Annotated in this window: 19 protein-coding genes and 1 riboswitch; of the genes, 6 read left to right on the plus strand and 13 right to left on the minus strand. The window is 46.2% G+C overall.

Annotated features, from left to right (window positions below):
- Positions 1-7 precede the first annotated feature (7 nt).
- Both AOC07_RS08905 and AOC07_RS08910 read right to left on the minus strand, forming a co-directional pair.
- Positions 8-403, minus strand: coding sequence for a dihydroneopterin aldolase (locus AOC07_RS08905; RefSeq protein WP_215357577.1), 396 nt, complete (start codon positions 401-403; stop codon positions 8-10).
- An 11-nt stretch (positions 404-414) separates the two neighbouring features.
- Complete coding sequence (locus AOC07_RS08910) at positions 415-1221, minus strand: SDR family oxidoreductase (RefSeq protein WP_215357578.1); 807 nt, start codon at positions 1219-1221, stop codon at positions 415-417.
- 25 nt (positions 1222-1246) lie between these two features.
- Here AOC07_RS08910 and AOC07_RS08915 point away from each other — a divergent pair, with 25 nt between their 5' ends.
- On the plus strand, positions 1247-2434 hold the full coding sequence (locus AOC07_RS08915) for a class I SAM-dependent methyltransferase (RefSeq protein WP_215357579.1): 1188 nt from the start codon (positions 1247-1249) through the stop codon (positions 2432-2434).
- A gap of 9 nt (positions 2435-2443) precedes the next feature.
- Here the strand turns inward: AOC07_RS08915 and AOC07_RS08920 are convergent, their stop codons facing one another.
- The 3 genes from AOC07_RS08920 to AOC07_RS08930 are packed head-to-tail and all read right to left on the minus strand — an operon-like array spanning position 2444 to position 6469.
- Complete coding sequence (locus AOC07_RS08920; RefSeq protein ID WP_215357580.1) at positions 2444-3568, minus strand: polynucleotide adenylyltransferase; 1125 nt, start codon at positions 3566-3568, stop codon at positions 2444-2446.
- Positions 3568-4476 carry a complex I NDUFA9 subunit family protein gene (locus AOC07_RS08925; RefSeq protein ID WP_215357581.1) on the minus strand — a complete coding sequence of 303 codons (909 nt, stop codon included), beginning with the start codon at positions 4474-4476 and terminating at the stop codon, positions 3568-3570. Before AOC07_RS08925 ends, AOC07_RS08920 begins: the two co-directional genes overlap by 1 nt.
- Before the next feature lie 25 nt (positions 4477-4501).
- Positions 4502-6469: a transglycosylase SLT domain-containing protein gene (locus AOC07_RS08930; RefSeq protein ID WP_215293339.1), complete on the minus strand. Its 1968-nt coding sequence runs from the start codon at positions 6467-6469 to the stop codon at positions 4502-4504.
- Between the two features lie 74 nt (positions 6470-6543).
- Between AOC07_RS08930 and AOC07_RS08935 the strand changes: the two genes are divergently transcribed.
- The gene (locus AOC07_RS08935; protein WP_215357582.1) at positions 6544-7170 is read left to right on the plus strand and encodes a 5-formyltetrahydrofolate cyclo-ligase; all 627 of its coding nucleotides are present in this window, start codon (positions 6544-6546) and stop codon (positions 7168-7170) included.
- Here AOC07_RS08935 and metF read toward each other — a convergent pair.
- The 3 genes from metF to metK form a co-directional block, all read right to left on the minus strand.
- Complete coding sequence (gene metF, locus AOC07_RS08940) at positions 7159-7989, minus strand: methylenetetrahydrofolate reductase [NAD(P)H] (RefSeq protein ID WP_215293341.1); 831 nt, start codon at positions 7987-7989, stop codon at positions 7159-7161. The two genes, AOC07_RS08935 and metF, sit on opposite strands and share 12 nt — an antisense overlap.
- Before the next feature lie 33 nt (positions 7990-8022).
- Entirely contained in the window at positions 8023-9468 is a 1446-nt protein-coding gene (ahcY, locus tag AOC07_RS08945; RefSeq protein WP_215358547.1) for an adenosylhomocysteinase, read from the minus strand.
- Positions 9469-9529: 61 nt separating this feature from the next.
- A riboswitch (S-adenosyl-L-homocysteine riboswitch) is annotated at positions 9530-9642 on the minus strand.
- 66 nt (positions 9643-9708) lie between these two features.
- Complete coding sequence (gene metK, locus AOC07_RS08950) at positions 9709-10875, minus strand: methionine adenosyltransferase (protein WP_215357583.1); 1167 nt, start codon at positions 10873-10875, stop codon at positions 9709-9711.
- A gap of 83 nt (positions 10876-10958) precedes the next feature.
- Between metK and AOC07_RS08955 the strand changes: the two genes are divergently transcribed.
- From AOC07_RS08955 to dapF, 3 genes are read left to right on the plus strand one after another with little or no spacing between them, the layout of a single operon-like run.
- Positions 10959-11939 carry a lysophospholipid acyltransferase family protein gene (locus tag AOC07_RS08955; RefSeq protein WP_215357584.1) on the plus strand — a complete coding sequence of 327 codons (981 nt, stop codon included), beginning with the start codon at positions 10959-10961 and terminating at the stop codon, positions 11937-11939.
- 15 nt (positions 11940-11954) lie between these two features.
- Positions 11955-12854, plus strand: a complete 900-nt coding sequence (locus tag AOC07_RS08960; RefSeq protein WP_215357585.1) for a lipid A biosynthesis acyltransferase — start codon at positions 11955-11957, stop codon at positions 12852-12854.
- Positions 12855-12864: 10 nt separating this feature from the next.
- Positions 12865-13767, plus strand: a complete 903-nt coding sequence (gene dapF / locus AOC07_RS08965; protein WP_256437846.1) for a diaminopimelate epimerase — start codon at positions 12865-12867, stop codon at positions 13765-13767.
- Positions 13768-13779: 12 nt separating this feature from the next.
- Here dapF and pyrE read toward each other — a convergent pair whose 3' ends face one another.
- Complete coding sequence (pyrE, locus tag AOC07_RS08970; RefSeq protein WP_215357586.1) at positions 13780-14448, minus strand: orotate phosphoribosyltransferase; 669 nt, start codon at positions 14446-14448, stop codon at positions 13780-13782.
- An 8-nt stretch (positions 14449-14456) separates the two neighbouring features.
- Here pyrE and AOC07_RS08975 point away from each other — a divergent pair, with 8 nt between their 5' ends.
- Positions 14457-15239 (plus strand): exodeoxyribonuclease III, encoded by a 783-nt coding sequence (locus tag AOC07_RS08975; protein WP_215293346.1) that lies wholly within the window; start codon positions 14457-14459, stop codon positions 15237-15239.
- A 13-nt stretch (positions 15240-15252) separates the two neighbouring features.
- Here the strand turns inward: AOC07_RS08975 and AOC07_RS08980 are convergent, their stop codons facing one another.
- The 4 genes from AOC07_RS08980 to slmA are packed head-to-tail and all read right to left on the minus strand — an operon-like array spanning position 15253 to position 18947.
- On the minus strand, positions 15253-16569 hold the full coding sequence (locus tag AOC07_RS08980; RefSeq protein ID WP_371816732.1) for an MFS transporter: 1317 nt from the start codon (positions 16567-16569) through the stop codon (positions 15253-15255).
- 1 nt (position 16570) lies between these two features.
- A complete protein-coding gene (gene metW, locus AOC07_RS08985; protein ID WP_215293348.1) occupies positions 16571-17164 on the minus strand; it encodes a methionine biosynthesis protein MetW in 594 nt (197 codons plus the stop codon).
- Positions 17161-18300, minus strand: a complete 1140-nt coding sequence (locus AOC07_RS08990) for a homoserine O-acetyltransferase (RefSeq protein WP_215357588.1) — start codon at positions 18298-18300, stop codon at positions 17161-17163. Before AOC07_RS08990 ends, metW begins: the two co-directional genes overlap by 4 nt.
- Entirely contained in the window at positions 18297-18947 is a 651-nt protein-coding gene (gene slmA, locus AOC07_RS08995) for a nucleoid occlusion factor SlmA (RefSeq protein ID WP_215293350.1), read from the minus strand. Before slmA ends, AOC07_RS08990 begins: the two co-directional genes overlap by 4 nt.

The raw sequence follows: 18947 nt of genomic DNA on the forward strand, positions 1-18947 counted from the left end.
AACTCACTTACGCTTGCTTAATCCGAAATACTTCAACGCCAACAGAATGACAGTCTGGATAAACATCTGGCTTTGCCGTGCTAACGCGTGCCGCCAATACTTTAGGGTGGACCAGCATTGCCTCAATAATGTCATCGCAAAAGGTCTCCTGTAGATGGATATGGCCTTTAGAAGCACGCGCCTTAATGGTCTCGCGCATGAAGTCATAATCAACCACTTCATCCAATTGATCATTCCTTGGCGTACTCATTGCAAATGGAATGTATAGATCAACATTCAGAATCACTCGCTGCTCTGCTTTTTTTTCAAAATCATGCACACCGATGTTGATATAGATTTCATAGTCACGCAAAAATAAACGACGGCAGTCTATAAGAGCTGGATGAGAAAGAATAGCGTGCATAAATAATCTACTTAATTTGTCTTAAACATTACATCGCGTGATGATGGTAGCAAATGTTGACCACCGTCAACATACAAAGTGGTTCCAGTAATGGCATTAGCCTGCGCCAAAAATACCGCTGCTGTAGAAACATCATTTGGTGTTGATGACTTTCCTAATGGCGTCATCTGATGTGCTTTTGCAAACCCATCATTGGTTTGATCACCAGAGGGCAAAGAAATTCCTGGCGCCAAGCCCACGACTCTGAGGTGAGGAGCAAAATCTGTTGCCAATACTTCAACCGAAGTTGCTAGTGCAGCTTTAGATAAGGTGTATGACAAATAATCCGGATTGAGATTAATTAACTTTTGATCGAGCAATTGAATGACTGATGGCAAATACTCATCATCTGCTTTAATGACATTATTTTTCTGATACTCAAACATTAATTGAGATAGCAGAATCGGTGCGGTCAAATTAACCTGCATGTGGCTCTGCAAACTGCTGGCATTTAGTGGTGAATTTGAACTAGCGCGATCATACTCAAATATGGATGCGCTATTCACTAGGCAATGCAAGTTTCCAAATTGTTTAACGACTGCAGCAAAGAGCTTGTTGATAGCGGTCTCATCTTCCAAATCCGCCTGAAAAGCCTGAGATTTAACTCCCATCATCTCGATTTCTGTGACGGTTTCATTGGCCTCGTGCTCAGATCGCCCATAATGAACAGCCACATCCCATCCTTGGCGTGCAAACTCCAAAGCAATTTCCCGACCCAGGCGCTTGGCGGCGCCGGTCACTAAAACTGCTTTCTGTTTCCGGGATGAAGGTGCGTTCAATTAAATTCTCTTAGACTAGCGAGCTATGGATATTACCTTGACCAGCCTTGAAGCGGAGCATAGTGAGCTCCTCAAGGACAAAATAGCGTCTCAGATTGCCTCTCAGGGTGGCTGGTTGCCATTCTCTAGGTATATGGAGATAGCTTTATATGAGCCTGGAATGGGCTATTACAGCGCTGGGGCGCACAAATTGGGTGCTGGCGGCGACTTCACCACAGCCCCCGAATTAAGCCCCCTCTTTGGGGCTGCCATTTGCTCCACCCTATTGCCGATTCTTGAGGGTCTCAAAGATAAAGGGCTTCCGACCCAAATTCTCGAATTTGGTGCTGGCACCGGTAAGCTTGCCAGCTCCATTTTGAGCCGCCTGCATGATCTCAACTTTAGCCTTGATCGCTATGACATCATCGAAATTTCTCCAGATTTAGCTCAGCGCCAACAAGAACGTATTAGTGGCCTTGTTCAAGAATTGAAGCTCTCCACAAAATGTCATTGGCTTAGCGAATTACCAACGGGTTTCAAAGGCGTCATTCTTGCTAATGAAGTAATCGACGCCATTCCTTGCGACGCCATCATTTACCAAAATGGATTTTGGCACTGGCATGGGGTTGGCTTTGAAAATGGCAAGCTCCATTGGAAAACGGGTTTGCCAGTGGAGCAAGGGCTCTTACCTGAAAGCCTCTTAAGCGAACATTTTTCTGAAGGCTACGTCACTGAACTACATATGACTGCTGATGCCTGGATACGCCAAATTGCAAAGCAATTAGATACTGGCCTATTTTTGACCTTGGACTATGGCTTTCCAGAAAGCGAGTACTACCACCCACAAAGACTCGAAGGCACATTGATGGCGCACCACCGCCATCACGCGATTCAAGATCCTTTCCATCTGCCAGGTCTTTGTGACTTAACAACGCACGTAGAGTGGTCGCAAATTGCTCGTAGTGCGCTCGCTGAAAATGCAGATGATGTTTATCTCACAAATCAAGCGGCTTTCTTACTAGATGCCGGCATTGGAGATATTGCCCTAGAGATTGGCAATCCGAGTGATCCAGCCACTTTTTTGCCGATTTCAAATTCATTACAAAAACTGCTCTCTGAAGCCGAGATGGGTGAGCTTTTCAAGGCTTTTGTATTTTCTAAAAATCTAAAGGATTTACTACCTGAGCATTCTTTGGAAGACCTACCCGGACTGCGTGGCAGAAATAGACTCTAAAGCCCAGGACTAAAGTGCTGCAGTAATTGCGGCTAGCCTTGCAGACTCAAATGCGCTGCCAATGCGCTCACCATTAGATCGGTCTTGCGCTTCAACGCCAGCAATAATCTCTGCTGTATTCAACGCTTGTGCATTACGCATTGCCGTCGTCAACACAGAGACATTAAATCCGATTTTGTCAGCAAGATTTAGCAAGGCCTGACTGCGATCTGGTTTACGCCAAACATCAGCACGATTAAACCAAGCCAAGACATCAACTGCTTGATACCTAGTTTCTGCGTACTGATTAATCAATGACCTCAGCCCACTAAAAATCTCAGCAAAGTCACGCACTTCAATGGGCATACGCACACATTCAGCCCAAAAGCGAATTTCAGATGCAGGTAAATCCATCAAGGTAATGGCACAACGCTCTTCAAGGCTATCGCCAGTTGCATCGTAATGGTCAATTAATTGCTCGCGAAATGATTCTGCTGCAAGCTTGGTAGTAAGCGTGCTTGGTAGTAAGATTTTTGCGGCATCCGTATTCAGTAGCACCTGAAACAAATGCATAGGCTTGGCAGCAATTAAGCCCCTTGCCAGTTCTTGCCAGATCCGCTCGACGGATAGCGCATTTAATTCGCCAGATTGAACGATTGCCTTTAATGCTGCCATCGTCCCATCGGCAACACTGAATTCAGGAAAACGTGCAGCGAATCGCGCAATGCGCAATAAACGAAGAGGGTCTTCTGCAAATGCATCGGACACATGACGGAATACTTTGGCAGCCAAATCCTCTTGACCGTTAAAGGGGTCAATGATCGGGCCGAATTGTTTTCCATCTGCACCAATTTCTTGGGCCATGGCATTAATCGTTAAATCACGGCGTTCCAAATCTTGCTCCAGAGTAACTGAAGGGTCTGCGTAAAAATGAAAGCCTTTATAGCCTTGACCTGTTTTGCGCTCAGTACGAGCTAGCGCATACTCAGCTTGAGTTTCTGGATGTAGAAAGACTGGAAAATCCTTGCCCACAGGACGAAATCCTTTAGCAATCATTTCATCAACACTGGAACCAACGACTACGTAGTCGATGTCGTGTACAGGCAAACCCATGAGAGTGTCCCGTATTGCGCCACCAACTGCATAGATCTTCATTACTTCATGCCCTCCAGGCTTCGCCGACTGATTTTGAATACTTCACTTAATGGGTCCCGTCCATTCGCTGGCAACACATTAGGCAATTGCATTGAAGCAATATTGTCACGCGACATTAAAGTGGGTCCCGGCAAAAATTCAAATGCCAATGCTTGCAAATAACCTACAAAGGCGGGCACTGGAATAATGGCGCAAGATGTTTTGGCCTTGCGTGCAGCAAACTCCACAATCTCTTTCATGGTGTAAACGGTAGGCCCAACTAAATCATAAGATTGATGAATGGTCTGTGGCATTTTTAATGTCATCACAAACGCACTGGCAACATCAACCACGCTCACCGGTTGAAACTTCGCCTGATAATTTGCCAATGGCATTGCTGGAAATAGTTTAGTTAACTTGGCAAATAAATTAATAAATTGATCTTGGGGTCCAAAGATCACTGATGGTCTAAAAATAGTCCAATCTAAATCGCTCGCTTGCACTGCCACCTCACCATCACCTTTGCTGCGCTGATACATAGACGGCCCCTTGGAATCTGCCCCTAAGGCACTCATGTGCAGATACCGCTTAAGCCCATGTAATTGCATCGCGGTAATAATGTTTTTTGGCAGGTCGACATGTGCCGCCTTAAATATCTTGCCATAAGGCATCGCTGGTTTATCGTGCAAGACGCCAACTAAATTCATCACGGCTCCATGAGGCTTAATGCGTGCGCACAAAGACTGTAGTTCATCAAAATCATGCACATCAGCATCCTCTATATGCACCTTAGGTAACATGCGTAACTCACGACCAGCGGCTAGATGGCTCGTGGGCAAGAGAACTGAATAACCCGCAGCTTGCAATTGCGCAGCCAATACACGACCAACAAATCCATTGCCACCGATGAGAAGGATGTCGTATTTCATAGGCTCTCTTATTAATAAATACTAGTTAGGGTAATTCAGATTGAGTGGCTGCCTTAGGAGTAATCACGCCCAAGCGTTGCTTCAAGGATTGTGCTTGACCATTCATCACGGATGAATAGTAATTCGCATTGGAAAGTACATTCTTTACATACGTACGAGTCTCATTAAAGGGAATAGTCTCCGCAAAGATTGCGCCTTCAGTGGGGCCAGTCAATTTCTCGCGCCAAGCTTTTGAGCGTGAAGGGCCGGCATTATAAGCAGCAGACGCAAGCACCCAAGAGCCATCCAGGTCAATCAAAACCATATTTAAGTAATTGCTACCTAATGTTAAATTGGTATTGGCATCACTTAACTTGTCATTGGTATAGTTAAGCATGCCAATCTTTTTAGCAACATACTTTGCAGTATTAGGCATCACCTGCATCAAGCCTGAAGCACCAACCGAGGAAGATGCATTCATAATGAAGCGCGACTCTTGGCGAATAAGCCCATAAGCCCAAGCAAGATTCAAATCAATTTGTCTTGCAATTGGAGAAAGCTCTTCACGATAAGGCGTGGGATAACGCAAGCTAAAGTCATGCTCTTGTTTTGTGCGATCGGCAGTATTCACCACGCGGTCATATAAATTAACGCGCTTCGCGTATTCAGCAGCAGCGAGTAACTGCTTGTCTGTCATATTGCGCAATTCCCAATTCCACTCGCGATTGCCTTCAAAGCGCAAATTCATAGCGTACAAGCGCTCGCCTCTTATAAAACCCTTGCGATTAGCCATCGCATCAATCTCTTGCTCTGTAACTTTAGTGCGAGCTGGAGCATGATTTGATTTTCCTAATTCTTCGCGCGCTAACTGGCCATAAAAGTTATATTGCTCAGCAATCAACTCAAAACTCTCTTTAGCTTTTGCGTCCTGACCTTCTGCTTTTAAAGCGCGTCCGTACCAATAAGCCCAAGCAGGATCTTTGCTGCGCACTATGGGATTCATGCCCTCGACAGCATTTTTTACCAAGACCCAATCTTTTGCGCGCAATCCTGCGCGCACCTTCCACTCCTGCGACTCAACCGAGAGCAATTCGTTATAGCCCAGCTCTTGCTGCAAGCGATAAGCGTCATCTGCATTGGAATCTAATTTCTTGGCTAAAAATTGGCCAATCACACCCCAAGCAACAGCCTGATTCTCTTTGCTATAGCGTGATGAGGTTTGTAGAAAATCTCGATATGCTTTTGATGGATCCGTCTTGGCAGTCTTCACAACGTCTGCAATTGGATCTTCACCACCCAAACGACGGGCCATGGTGTCAAAACCTCTTTCACTAGCGGCGCGGCCAATTGCTTTTGCCTCACTTGGGGTCATACCACCAGCAGCAACCAGCGCAGGCACCAACTCTTGGCAGGCTTGCCCGAAATAGCTAGGGTCTAGCAGCACTGAACGAGAATCAATTGCTAGCTTGGTTGGATTTTCCCCTTGAGATAATTTTGATAGCAAGGAATAGCACTTCACCTGAGTATCATCATCCAAAACAAACTTGGCATACTCAGCATCGAAGCGTGCCCAGTCTTTTCTCTTACCCAACACCAATAACCAATCATTGCGCATGCGATCAGCCAAGGCGGTTCCTTGATACTGGTTTAAAAATGCAATGACCTGGGTGTCAGCGCTGTAATCGCTGCGCGGTCCACCACCACTATCAAATAATTGCGGCTTAATTCGAAAGTAGGTCACATAGTCATCAAATTGGTAACTTGCTAGGTTAGATGAAAGCTGTTGCGTACGAAAGACATCATTTTTTCTAGCAGCTTCACGCAGGTCGATAAACATACGATCTGTATCGGTGATCTCAACCGGGATGGCTTTGCTCTCATAAGACTTGGGCAGACTTGGTTTTTTGCTCTTTTCTGCAAAAGCGCTTGGCATGGCCAAGACTAGCCCTAGGATCAAAATCTTGGTCCAGTGGAGCTGATTACTTTTGAGAATTACAAACTTCTTTTTCACCATCTAGCCCCGTATATATTTGCTAGGATTCACCTGAAATCAACTTGTTTACGATATGTTCTAATTTTCGCCTGATAATGGACGATATGCACGGTAATTCGCCAAAAACTCTTCGTCAAGATTTGTTAAAGCAACGCAAAGAATTTGCTGTTAGGCAAAACTACACTCCAGTCCAAGATCAACTCATTGCCGGCCTAAATCATTTTTTAGCTCAAGATGGTAATTCCCTCAGGGTAATAGCACTTTATTGGCCTATTCAAGATGAAATTGATTTATTCCCAAGCTTAATTGCCTGGGCAAGTCAAAACTCAGGGCGAAGCCTTGCGCTTCCATATGCTCGGGCCGATAAGCACCTTGAATTCTATCAATGGCAAGTTGGTGATCTATTAATTCCCAGCCAACACGGCGTGCCCGAACCAAGCCCCAATAACTCCTCAAGACCAGCAGTCAATCCTGACTGCATCCTCATTCCCTGCGTAGGTTGGTCAAACTCAATTGAGGATGGCAAACCTTATTACTGGCGCCTAGGCTACGGCGGCGGTTACTTTGATCGAACCCTGGTTGAGCTCAGAAAGCACAATCCCAAGCTTATCTGCATTGGAATTGGTTTTAATTGGCAAAAGCTAAATGATGAGCAGTGGACGGCTCAAACACACGATGAGCCTTTAGACATGATGCTTACAGAGTCTGGCTTACTTCGTTAAATCTAAGTTATCAGCAATTGCTAAAACAGCATCCGCTTGATTCAAAGAGTAAAAATGTAATCCTGGCGCACCAGCAGTTAATAGCTGGTCACAGAGATCGGTTACCACCTCTTCTCCAAATGCACGAATAGAAGCAATATCATCGCCATAAGATTGAAGACGCAAACGAATCCAGCGAGGAATCTCGGCACCACAAGCATCTGAGAAACGCAGCAATTGGGTGCTATTTGTAATCGGCATGATGCCCGCAATGATGGGTTGAGCTACGCCTAAGTCATAGGCTTCATCTACAAAACGAAAGTAAGCATCACTATTATAGAAATACTGGGTCACAGCAGAATTGGCGCCCGCCTTCATTTTTTGTACAAAGAAATCGATATCACTTGCAGGAGACTTTGCCTGCGGATGTGTCTCTGGATAAGCAGCCACATCGATATGAAACCAATCACCGGTTTCTGAACGAATAAACTCCACCAGCTCATTGGCATGATGAAACTCTCCATACTGACCCATGCCAGATGGCAAGTCGCCACGCAAAGCAACAATGCGTTTAACGCCTAAATCTTGATACTGCTTGAGCATCTCGCGCACGCTCTCCCGCGAGCTACCAACACAAGATAAGTGAGGGGCAACTACTGCACCAGCAGCGTGAATGTCGCTCACCACTTTTAATGTGCCAGACTGCGTAGAACCGCCGGCACCAAAAGTCACAGAATAAAACGATGGCTTGAGCGTTTCAGAAAAACGCTCTCGCACAAGATGCAGCTTACTCTCACCTTCAGGTGTTTTTGGAGGAAAGAATTCGACGCTTAATTCCATGATTTCGGGCCTAGGTATCTATTAAAAAATGAATTAATAACGGTAGTGGTCAGCCTTGTATGGGCCTTCCTTCGTGACATTAATGTAGGCAGCTTGCTGATCAGACAACACAGTAAGTTCAGCATTTAAAGTCTTGAGCTGCAAACGCGCAACTTTTTCGTCCAAATGCTTAGGCAAGGTATATACGCCAACTGGGTATTTATCTGTACCGACCGCATTCCACAATTCGATTTGGGCAATCACTTGATTAGCAAATGATGAGCTCATCACGTAGGAAGGGTGACCCGTACCGCAACCAAGGTTAACCAAACGACCTTTGGCCAAAATAATGATGCGCTTTTCAGGCTTGCCATTGGCGGCTGGAAAAATCACATGGTCAACTTGTGGCTTAATCTCTTCCCACTTGTATTTTTCAATACCTGCAACATCGATCTCATTATCAAAGTGACCGATGTTACAAACGATAGCTTGATTCTTCATCTTTGCCATGTGGTCATGGGTAATCACATGATAGTTACCGGTTGCAGATACGAAAATATCTGCCTTATCAGCAGCGTAATCCATCGTTACAACACGATAGCCTTCCATTGCTGCTTGCAATGCACAGATTGGATCTACTTCAGTAACCCAAACTTGAGCAGACAAGGCACGCAATGCCTGAGCTGAGCCTTTGCCCACATCACCGTAACCGCAGACCACCGCAACCTTACCTGCCACCATCACATCCGTAGCTCTCTTGATCGCATCAACTAAAGATTCACGGCAACCATAGAGGTTATCGAACTTGCTCTTGGTAACAGAATCATTCACGTTAATCGCTGGGAACTTCAATTCCCCTTTAGCAAACATCTGATACAAACGATGAACACCCGTAGTGGTTTCTTCTGTAACGCCTTTTACTTTTTCTAAACGCATGGAATACCACGTTGGGTCTTGTGCTAATTTTTTCTTGATAGCTGCGAATAAAATAGTTTCTTCCTCGCTCGTTGGATGATTCAAGCAAGCTTGATCTTTTTCAGCGCGCGCACCAAGGTGTAGCAATAAAGTAGCATCGCCACCGTCATCCAAAATCATATTGGTATAACCGCCATCCGCCCATTCAAAAATACGGTGGGTGAAGTCCCAATACTGCTCAAGCGTTTCGCCTTTGATAGCAAATACTGGTGTGCCATTTGCAGCAATAGCTGCAGCAGCGTGATCCTGTGTTGAGAAAATATTGCATGAGGCCCATTGCACTTCTGCACCAAGTGCCTCAAGGGTTTCAATCAACACTGCCGTTTGAATGGTCATGTGTAATGAGCCCGTAATACGAGCGCCGCGTAATGGTTGTTGTGTGGCAAATTCATCACGAATAGCAATGAGTCCAGGCATCTCAGTTTCAGCAATCGCAATTTCTTTGCGGCCAAAGTCGGCCAAAGAAATGTCAGCAATTGCGCAGCGAGTTGCAACAAAGTTATTTAAATCAGCAACGGTATTCATGAATGCTCCAGCTAAATAAGATCCAATGCTGGAGTAGAAACTCGCTAGCCATTGAATCATGGGTTAGCGAGCGCAGTTGCAATTAGCAAACTCCGGGGGTAGCCTCAGAATCCACTCCCTTCAAGCCTGGGGAAATGCTGGGTCTCAGCATTCCTTGCAACGCTCCTTGAAGGTATGGCGTAATTGTAAACAATTACGCCATATTTCGCCTTAATACATCTACAAACTGCTTTTTCCTTCTTACAAGCCTGCGGCTGCACGTAATGCCGCTGCTTTGTCTGTTTGCTCCCAAGTAAATTCTGGCTCTTCACGACCGAAGTGGCCATAAGCAGCAGTCTTACGATAAATAGGACGCAAGAGATTGAGCATTTTCACAATCCCTTTTGGACGCAAGTCAAAGTGCTCAGATACCAATTGCGCAATCTTTTCATCAGAGAGCTTGCCAGTACCGAACGTGCTCACCATTACCGAAGTTGGTTTGGCAACGCCAATCGCGTAAGAAATCTGAATTAAGCACTTGCTTGCCAAACCAGCGGCAACCACGTTTTTCGCTACATAACGACCAGCATATGCAGCAGAGCGGTCAACCTTAGAGGGATCTTTGCCAGAGAATGCGCCGCCACCGTGAGGAGCTGCACCACCGTAGGTATCCACAATAATTTTGCGTCCAGTTAAGCCGCAATCGCCCTGCGGGCCACCGATAACAAAACGGCCCGTTGGATTTACCAGAAAATTAATTGCGCCTTTGATTAAATGCTGAGGCAATACTGGTTTGATAATTTCTTCGATGACGGCTTCACGCAATTTGTCGAGAGAAATCTCTTCATCATGCTGAGTAGATAGCACAACGGTATCAATGGAGTCGGGCTTGCCATCTACATAACGTAAAGTCACTTGTGACTTCGCATCAGGACGCAACCAGTTCAAGCGGCCGTCACGACGCAATTGTGATTGGCGCTCCACTAAACGATGTGACAAATGAATTGGTAAAGGCATGAGATCTGAAGTCTCGTCACAGGCGTAACCAAACATTAAGCCTTGGTCGCCAGCGCCTTGATCTAGGCCATCATCATGCGCCTTATCAACACCCTGAGCAATATCAGGGCTTTGCTTATCGTAAGCAACCAATACCGCACAACCTTTGTAATCAATACCGTAAGCAGTGTTGTCGTAACCAATTTCGCGCAAGGTATTGCGCGCAACTTGAATATAATCAACGTTAGCGTTAGTAGTTATTTCACCAGCAAGCACCACTAAGCCGGTATTACACAAAGTTTCTGCCGCAACGCGTGCTGTTGGATCTTGAGCCAAGATGGCATCTAAGATTGCATCAGAAATTTGGTCTGCTACTTTATCGGGATGACCTTCAGAGACTGACTCTGAGGTGAAGAAGTAATCATTTGCCATTGCATATTCCTTTAAAAATTAACACGATCTTTGGGACAACTCGACGTGCCAGGAACCACAACGGCGACGCTTTAGCAGAATTTATGAATCGCCCTGCAAGTTGTCTTAACTCAGCGATAAGTGTCATTCTATCCGAAAAGGGCTTGTCCCATCAAGGCGAACTTAAATTTGGCCCTGATCGCCGCATTGAATATCATTGGGGGGTGCGAAAACCTCTTCTTAAGCTCAGCCTCACTATCATTGCCGCGCTTCCTCTTGCTTTAGTGCAAGTGATTGGGGCTTGTATGGGCCTCGTGGCTTATGTTGGCTCACAACAATACCGATCGCTCTTTCGCCCGCAATATGAAGCTGTAGTTAGCGCTCACAAACTACCCTTCAAACTATGGAGGGCTGTAAGGGCCTCTGGAATGCTGTTCTCAGACAGCTTGTGGATTTGGCGCAACCCTCAGAAAGCACTGAAATTGGTTGAGGTGCATAACTGGGATGTGGTGGAGGTAGCCATAAACGAGGGTCATGGCTTAGTGATGTTGACTCCCCACCTTGGCGGCTTTGAAATCATCCCGCGTGTATTGGCACAACATTTCCCTGCAACGATTTTGTATAGGCCATCACGTCAAGATTGGCTCAATGAAGTGGTTGAAGAAGGTCGCGCCTATCCCAATATGCACTTTGTACCCACCAATCTCCATGGCGTTCGACAAATGACTAGAGCACTCAACCGTGGTGAGGCGATTGGGATTCTTCCAGATCAAGTGCCCAGTGGTGGCGAAGGCGTGTGGGTACCATTTTTTGGGCGCCCCGCTTACACCACTCCACTACCTGCGCGCTTAGCCAACCGCAACAATACCCCGGTCGTGATGTTTACCGCGAAACGTAAAGGCATTGGTGAAGGCTGGGTAATGCAAGCCACTCGGCTAGCGCCCTTATCTGAAGATGCCAATATCGCAGCCGCCGAACTCAATGTCGCCATTGAAAATGCTGTTCTTGTTGCTCCCGAACAATTTATTTGGTCTTACAACCGCTATAAGCATCCAGCCGGTGCAGAATTGCCACCTAGAAATTAGTTATAAACTTTTGAAATGACCTGGTTACACAACCTCTTCAATTTCCTGGCGCTTAATTTCTTGCGCCTCTTTGCTTTCCTCCCATACACCATTACCGTCCATGTTGGCTATGGCCTCGGCTGGCTTGCAGCCCATATACCTAATGGCCGTACGGATGTCGTCAGAACCAATCTACGGCTATGCTTTCCTCATCTGAGCGAGGAAGAAATCGATGTATTGGCTACTGAACACTGGAAATTACTCGGTCGGAGCGTTTTAGAGAGAAGCCGCATTTGGCTTGGTAGCGGCAAGCAAATTACTGACATTGTCTCCATCGACTCTGCAATTACCTTGGGTGATCGCAAGCCGCGCTTACTGATCAATCCACACTTCGTAGGCCTTGAGGGCGGCTTTATGGCTCTGTCTGTTTTAGCCAGCCAACACAACTGGCCGCGCGGCGCAGGCCTTTATCAAAATATGAAGAATCCTTTTTTTAATCAAAAGATGATTGAATGGAGGAATCGCTTTGGTGGCAAGTCCATCGAGAGGCAAAGCCGCCTTCGCGACCTCATTCGTGAAATTCAAACCGGCAACTTTATCTTTATTGCTCCCGATATTGATTTGGGTCCACGTGACTCTGTTTTTGTGCCTTTCTTTGGCGTTCAAACCAATACCATTACATCGGTTTCTCGCTTGGCCAGATTAAGTGGCGCAGAAGTCTGCTTGATGACCACCACATTAAATCAAGATCGTAAAGCCTACACCTGCCACATTAGCGAGCCGCTGCCAAACTTTCCGAGTGATGATGTCGAAAAAGATACGGCTCGTTTAAATCACTACATTGAAGAGCTTGTCCGAGAAAGACCGGCAGAGTACTATTGGGTACATAAACGCTTTAAACATCGGCCGCCTGGTGAGCCGAGCCTTTACGATTAACGAGACACTCTTGAGCACATCTTCAAACAATTCTGGACGCAAAATTCGCTTCACCAAAATGCATGGTGCTGGCAATGATTTTATTGTGCTCAACGGCATTGATCAAGAGCTGGGCTTTATTACACGCGAGCAATGGCAAGCATTAGCGCATCGTCAATTTGGCATTGGCGCAGATCAAATTCTGATTGTTGAAAAAGCTACTCGTCCAGATGCAGATTTTCGCTACCGGATTTTTAATGCCGATGGTGGCGAAGTGGAGCAGTGCGGTAATGGTTCACGTTGCTTTGTACGCTTTGTATTGGATCAAGGTCTATCGAGTAAAAATCCATTGCGTGTCGAGGTTGCACATACCGTCCTTACCCTAAAGTCTTATCCTGATGGTCAGGTAGAAGTTGATATGGGTGCGCCTATTTTTGAGCACAGTCAAATTCCGTTTAATGCAAGCGGTCTAGCAAGCATGCAAGAGTTTCAGGAGGTCCTTTATGCACTTCCTTTAGATCACCCCGCTATGCACGATAGCTTTGTTGGCGTGCTTTCGATGGGCAATCCGCATGCCGTTCAAGTGGTTGCCGATCTTAAGAGCGCACCTGTACTTGAAGAGGGCCCAGAAATTGAAAAATATTCGGCCTTTCCAAAAAAAGTAAACGCCGGCTATATGCAAGTCATGAATCGGAATGAAATCCAGTTACGCGTATACGAGCGTGGCGCAGGAGAGACTTTGGCCTGTGGCACTGGTGCTTGTGCGGCGGTAGTTTCCGGGATTCGCCGAGGTCTACTAGACTCTCCAGTAAAAGTGCATACCCGTGGTGGCGATCTACAAATTGCTTGGGGTGGAATTGCAAACAATATTATTCAGTCGGTCATCATGACGGGTCCAGCAGTGACTGTTTTTGAAGGCGAAACTGAAATCTAAATAGAAATTTTTTTAGATTCCGTATGTATCTCGATAGGTTTTTACCGCAGGCAAATAATTGCTTAGCTCAGTATCGCTAGATGCCGTTAAAAAGGACATCAAATCGGCTAAGTTGGCGATCGCAATTACTGGCAGGCCAAATTCTTGTTCAACCGCTTGCACTGCCGACTTTTCACCAATCTCAACTGCATTGCCCGAGCGCTCCATGCGATCTAATGCTATCAAAACCGCCGCTGGCTCAGCCCCTGCACCACGAATGAGTTCAACAGATTCTCGTACTGAAGTTCCTGCAGAAATCACGTCATCAATAATCACCACTTTGCCTTTGACGGGAGCGCCAACCAGTGACCCGCCTTCGCCATGATCTTTGGCCTCTTTGCGGTTATAAGCATAGGGGACATTTAAACCTCCATCAGCCAAAGCAATAGCCGTTGCAGCTGCTAATGTGATGCCCTTATATGCGGGGCCATAAAGCATGTCGAAGGAAACCTTAGACTCTTGCAAGGCTTTAGCGTAGTAACGACCCAAAGCACTCAAACGTGCGCCGTCATTAAATCCACCCGCATTAAAGAAATAAGGCGAGAGTCTTCCCGCTTTAGTTTTAAACTCCCCGAAGGACAAAACCTTTGCCTCCAAGGCAAAACGAATAAAGTTATCTTGATTTGAATTATTTGAGCTCATAGGTCTATATGTTACGCATCATTTCCGCGAACCTCAACGGTATCCGTTCTGCAGTCAAAAAAGGCTTTCTACCCTGGGCTATCAAACAAAATGCAGACTTTATCTGCATGCAAGAGCTCAAGGCCCAACGCGATGATTTAGAAGACGCCATTCTCAACCCCAATGGGATGCAAGGCTATTTTCACCATGCTGAGAAAAAAGGCTACAGCGGCTGCGGCATCTATACGCCACATAAGCCAGATGATGTCTTGTATGGTTATGGCAATGCGGAATTTGACTCTGAAGGGCGCTATGTCGAAGCGCGCTTTAAAGGGCTTTCAGTCATTTCGGTCTACATGCCCTCAGGCTCGAGCTCGCCCGAGCGCCAAGAGGCCAAATATCGTTATCTCGATAGCTTCTTACCCCACCTTATCAAGCTTAAAAAGTCAGGGCGTGAAATTATCCTCTGTGGTGATGTCAATATCGCCCACCATGAAATTGACCTGAAGAACTGGAAGGGCAACCTCAAAAACTCTGGATTCCTGCCAGAAGAGCGTGCATGGCTTACCAATCTTTTTGACAAAGTTGGTTACGTAGATGTGTATCGCAAACTCGAGCCTGAAGCTGGAGAGTCTTGTTACACCTGGTGGAGCAATAGAGGTCAGGCCTATGCCAAGAATGTCGGGTGGCGCATTGACTATCACATCAGTACACCAGGCATTGCTGATACAGCTCAGAAAACTTTCGTCTACAAGGATGAGCGTTTCTCTGATCATGCACCACTAGTAGTGGACTACGACTGGAATCTGTAACTTAAAAACTGTCTTAATCTTTTTTGATCTGAATGATCTTGAAATGAATGGTTGCCCAAATCAGCAGTAAAACTGGCGCACCAATAATCGCGGTACCACAGAAAAATGCTTGATAGCCAAAGTGATCAACAAAGACTCCAGAGAAGCCTGCTAACCACTTGGGCAGAAGTAACATCATCGAACTAAACAAAGCATATTGAGTTGCGGAATACCGAATGTTGGTAAGCGCAGATAGAAAGGCAATGAATGCCGCACTGGCAATGCCGGAACTTAAATTATCAGCGGAGATTACCCAAATCAAACCGTGTAAATCATGGCCCTGAGTAGCCAGCCAAGCAAACAGCAAATTGCTGGCTGCCGATAACACTGCCCCTAAAAACAAAATACGCAAGACACCAAAACGAAGTGTCAGAACGCCGCCAACAAAAGCACCAATCAAAGTCATCACAACACCGAATACCTTGCTCACTGCGGCCACTTCATCTTTGGTGTAACCCATATCGACATAAAAGGGGTTTGCCATAATACCCATCACCACATCACTAATTCGGTAAACGGCGATTAAAGACAAAATCAAAACCGCATGCCAACGATAGCGCGTGAGAAATTCAGCAAAGGGCTCGATCAAGGTTTGGTGTAGCCATGCTTTAGCATTACGAGCCTTAGGCAAATCAATTTTCACCGGCTCTTTACTTAGTAAAGTAGTAATCACACCCACGCTGATTGATGCAGCCATACATAAATATGCAAACTGCCAGGCGCCAGCATCATAGCCACCGCCTGTCTCTGCCCTTGCGGCTAACCACAATACTCCTGCTCCAGACCATATCAAGGCTAGGCGATAGCCCGTTTGATAGGTAGCCGCTAAAGCTGCCTGATGATCGCTATTGGCTGATTCAATTCGAAATGCATCCAATGCAATATCTTGCGTAGCTGAACCAAATGCCACCAATAGTGCGCACCAAACAACAGGGTTCAGAGCAAGCTTAGGATCAAGAGTAGACATTCCCACTAGACCCAAAATAATGAGTGCTTGCGCAAATATTAACCAACTACGGCGACGACCTAATAACTTTGTTAATAGCGGAATTTGTAAACGATCAACTAGCGGAGCCCACATCCACTTGAATGCATAAATTAAACCCACCCAGGTCAAATAGCCAATAGTACTGCGATCAACACCGGCCTCGCGCAACCAAAAGCTTAAAGTTCCCAGTATGAGCAGGAGAGGTAGCCCAGCAGAGAAGCCAAGAAACAGCATTCGTAGACATGGCCATTCGAGATACACCCGACAATCAGCAAGCCACGACTGAACCGCCTTCTGCACGATTCTATGCGCTGCGCACGCGGAAGAGCGCCAAACTTCCAAAAAAATTAGGCATCAAGGTCACTTGTTTACCATCATGCAAGATACATTGATCAATTACCTGGAGGCCAAGGCTGGAAGCCAGCTTCTCAAAATCATCCACGGTGAGTACGCGCACATTAGGTGTGTTGTACCACTGATAAGGCAAGCTCTTTGATACCGGCATCCGACCCAGCCCTACCGCCAAACGGTGCGACCAGTGACCAAAGTTTGGAAAGGACACAATTGATTCTTTACCAACACGCACAACTTCACGCAAAATCTTTTCAGTCTGATGAATCGTTTGCAATGTTTGTGAGAGCACAACCATATCAAAACTATTGTCTTCAAAAAGCGCCAGGCCGCCTTCTAAATCTTGCTGAATAACATTCAAACCTTTTTGTACGCAAGAAAGTACGCGCGCATCATCGATCTCTACACCATAGCTGTGAACAGGTTTTTGTTTTTGCAAGAACTCCAAGAAACTGCCGTCGCCACAGCCTAGATCAAGCACCTGGCTGTTAGGGGAAATCCATTTGGCAATGGCTGCAAAGTCTGTACGCTTATTCATGGCGCTCATGATTTAGCCTCCAACATTTGCGCAAAATAGGCTCTTACTAAATTGTGATAACGCTCATCGTCTAACAAGAATGCATCATGTCCATGAGGAGCATCGATCTCTGCATAACTGACTTCGCTTTTATTGCTCAGCAAAGACTGCACAATCTCACGGCTACGATTCGGTGGGAAACGCCAATCCGTTGAGAAGCTCACGACCAAGAACTTAGCTTGCACCTCTGCCAAAGCGCGGTTTAGACTGCCGTCATAGCGACGCGATGGATCAAAGTAATCTAGGGCGCGAGTGATCAACAGATAAGTATTAGCATCAAAGTAAGTAGAAAACTTATCACCTTGGTGGCGTAGATAACTTTCTACCTCAAACTCCACATCAAAGCTAAAGCGATAGTCATTCGATTCGCCATTAGGGCGCTGTAACTCACGCCCAAATTTTTCAGCCATGTCATCATCAGATAAATAGGTAATGTGACCAACCATACGAGCAAGGCGCAAGCCACGTTTTGGTACTACGCCATGTTCGTAATAATTGCCCCCATGAAAATCGGGGTCTGACAAAATGGCATTACGCGCCACTTCATTAAACGCAATATTCTGTGCACTCAACTTTGGAGTAGATGCAATCACCACACAGTGATCTAAGCGCTTCGGAAACTGAATAGCCCAGGCCATTGCCTGCATGCCGCCTAAGCTCCCGCCCATGACTGCGGCAAACTTTCGAATACCCAACTTATCTGCAAGGCGAGCCTGGGTATTCACCCAATCTTCAACAGTTACCACTGGGAAGTCGGCACCATAGGGCTTGCCAGTTTCTGGATTGGTACTCATTGGTCCAGTAGAACCAAAGCAAGAGCCCAAATTATTTACACCAATGACAAAAAAATGATTTGTATCTACAGGCTTACCTGGACCAATCATATTGTCCCACCAGCCAATATCCTCTGAATCATCAGGATCAGGGCCGGCTACATGATGCGATGCATTCAGTGCATGGCAAATTAAGACAGCATTCGTTTTTTCGGCATTAAGCTTGCCATAAGTTTCGATCACTAAATTGTAGCCAGGTAACATGGCGCCACTCTGCAAAGGCAGGGGCTCGGCAAAATGGATGGTATTTCTAGAGAGGTATAGCTCGCTCATTCTGAGAGGAGTATGCGCAAACTAATATCAGATGCTTCAGTTGGCAACTTCTTAAAACCGCTGCGGGCAAATCGATGCCAACGACCCAAAACAAAACTCATCAACATGGCAGCGCGAATACTGACTTCTTCTTGGCCAACTTGAGCCCATGCGCCGCCCTGGGATTGCGCAATCCGCAATGCCTGCTTCAGAGAGGCTTCAACACGATCTAAAACCTGGGTAATGCGCTCTTGCAAACGATCGTCCTCTTGCAACAAAGCATCACCCAAAAGAACGCGGGTCATGCCAGGATTTTTCTCGGCGAAGAACAACAGCATTTGCAAAATTCCACGGGCTTGCGCAAGGCCAGATTCTTCTTTTTGATTAATCTGATTAATCAAGCCAAAAACAGTTTGCTCAATAAAAGAAATTAGCCCCTCAAACATTTGCGCCTTACTAGCGAAATGACGATAGAGCGCAGCTTCAGAAACTTGAATCTTGGCAGCCAAAGCCGCCGTTGTCACACGCTCGCCTTTGGGGTTTTGCAACATCTCCGCAAGCACTTGCAAAATCTGCAAGCGACGTTCGCCAGGGCGTGGACGCTTACGCGCCTTGCCAGCGTCAGCACTGCTGTTGTCGATATCTGCCGGCTCTAAAGGTTCGCGCAC

This window comes from Polynucleobacter sp. UB-Raua-W9, assembly GCF_018687435.1.
In the GTDB taxonomy this organism is placed as follows: domain Bacteria; phylum Pseudomonadota; class Gammaproteobacteria; order Burkholderiales; family Burkholderiaceae; genus Polynucleobacter.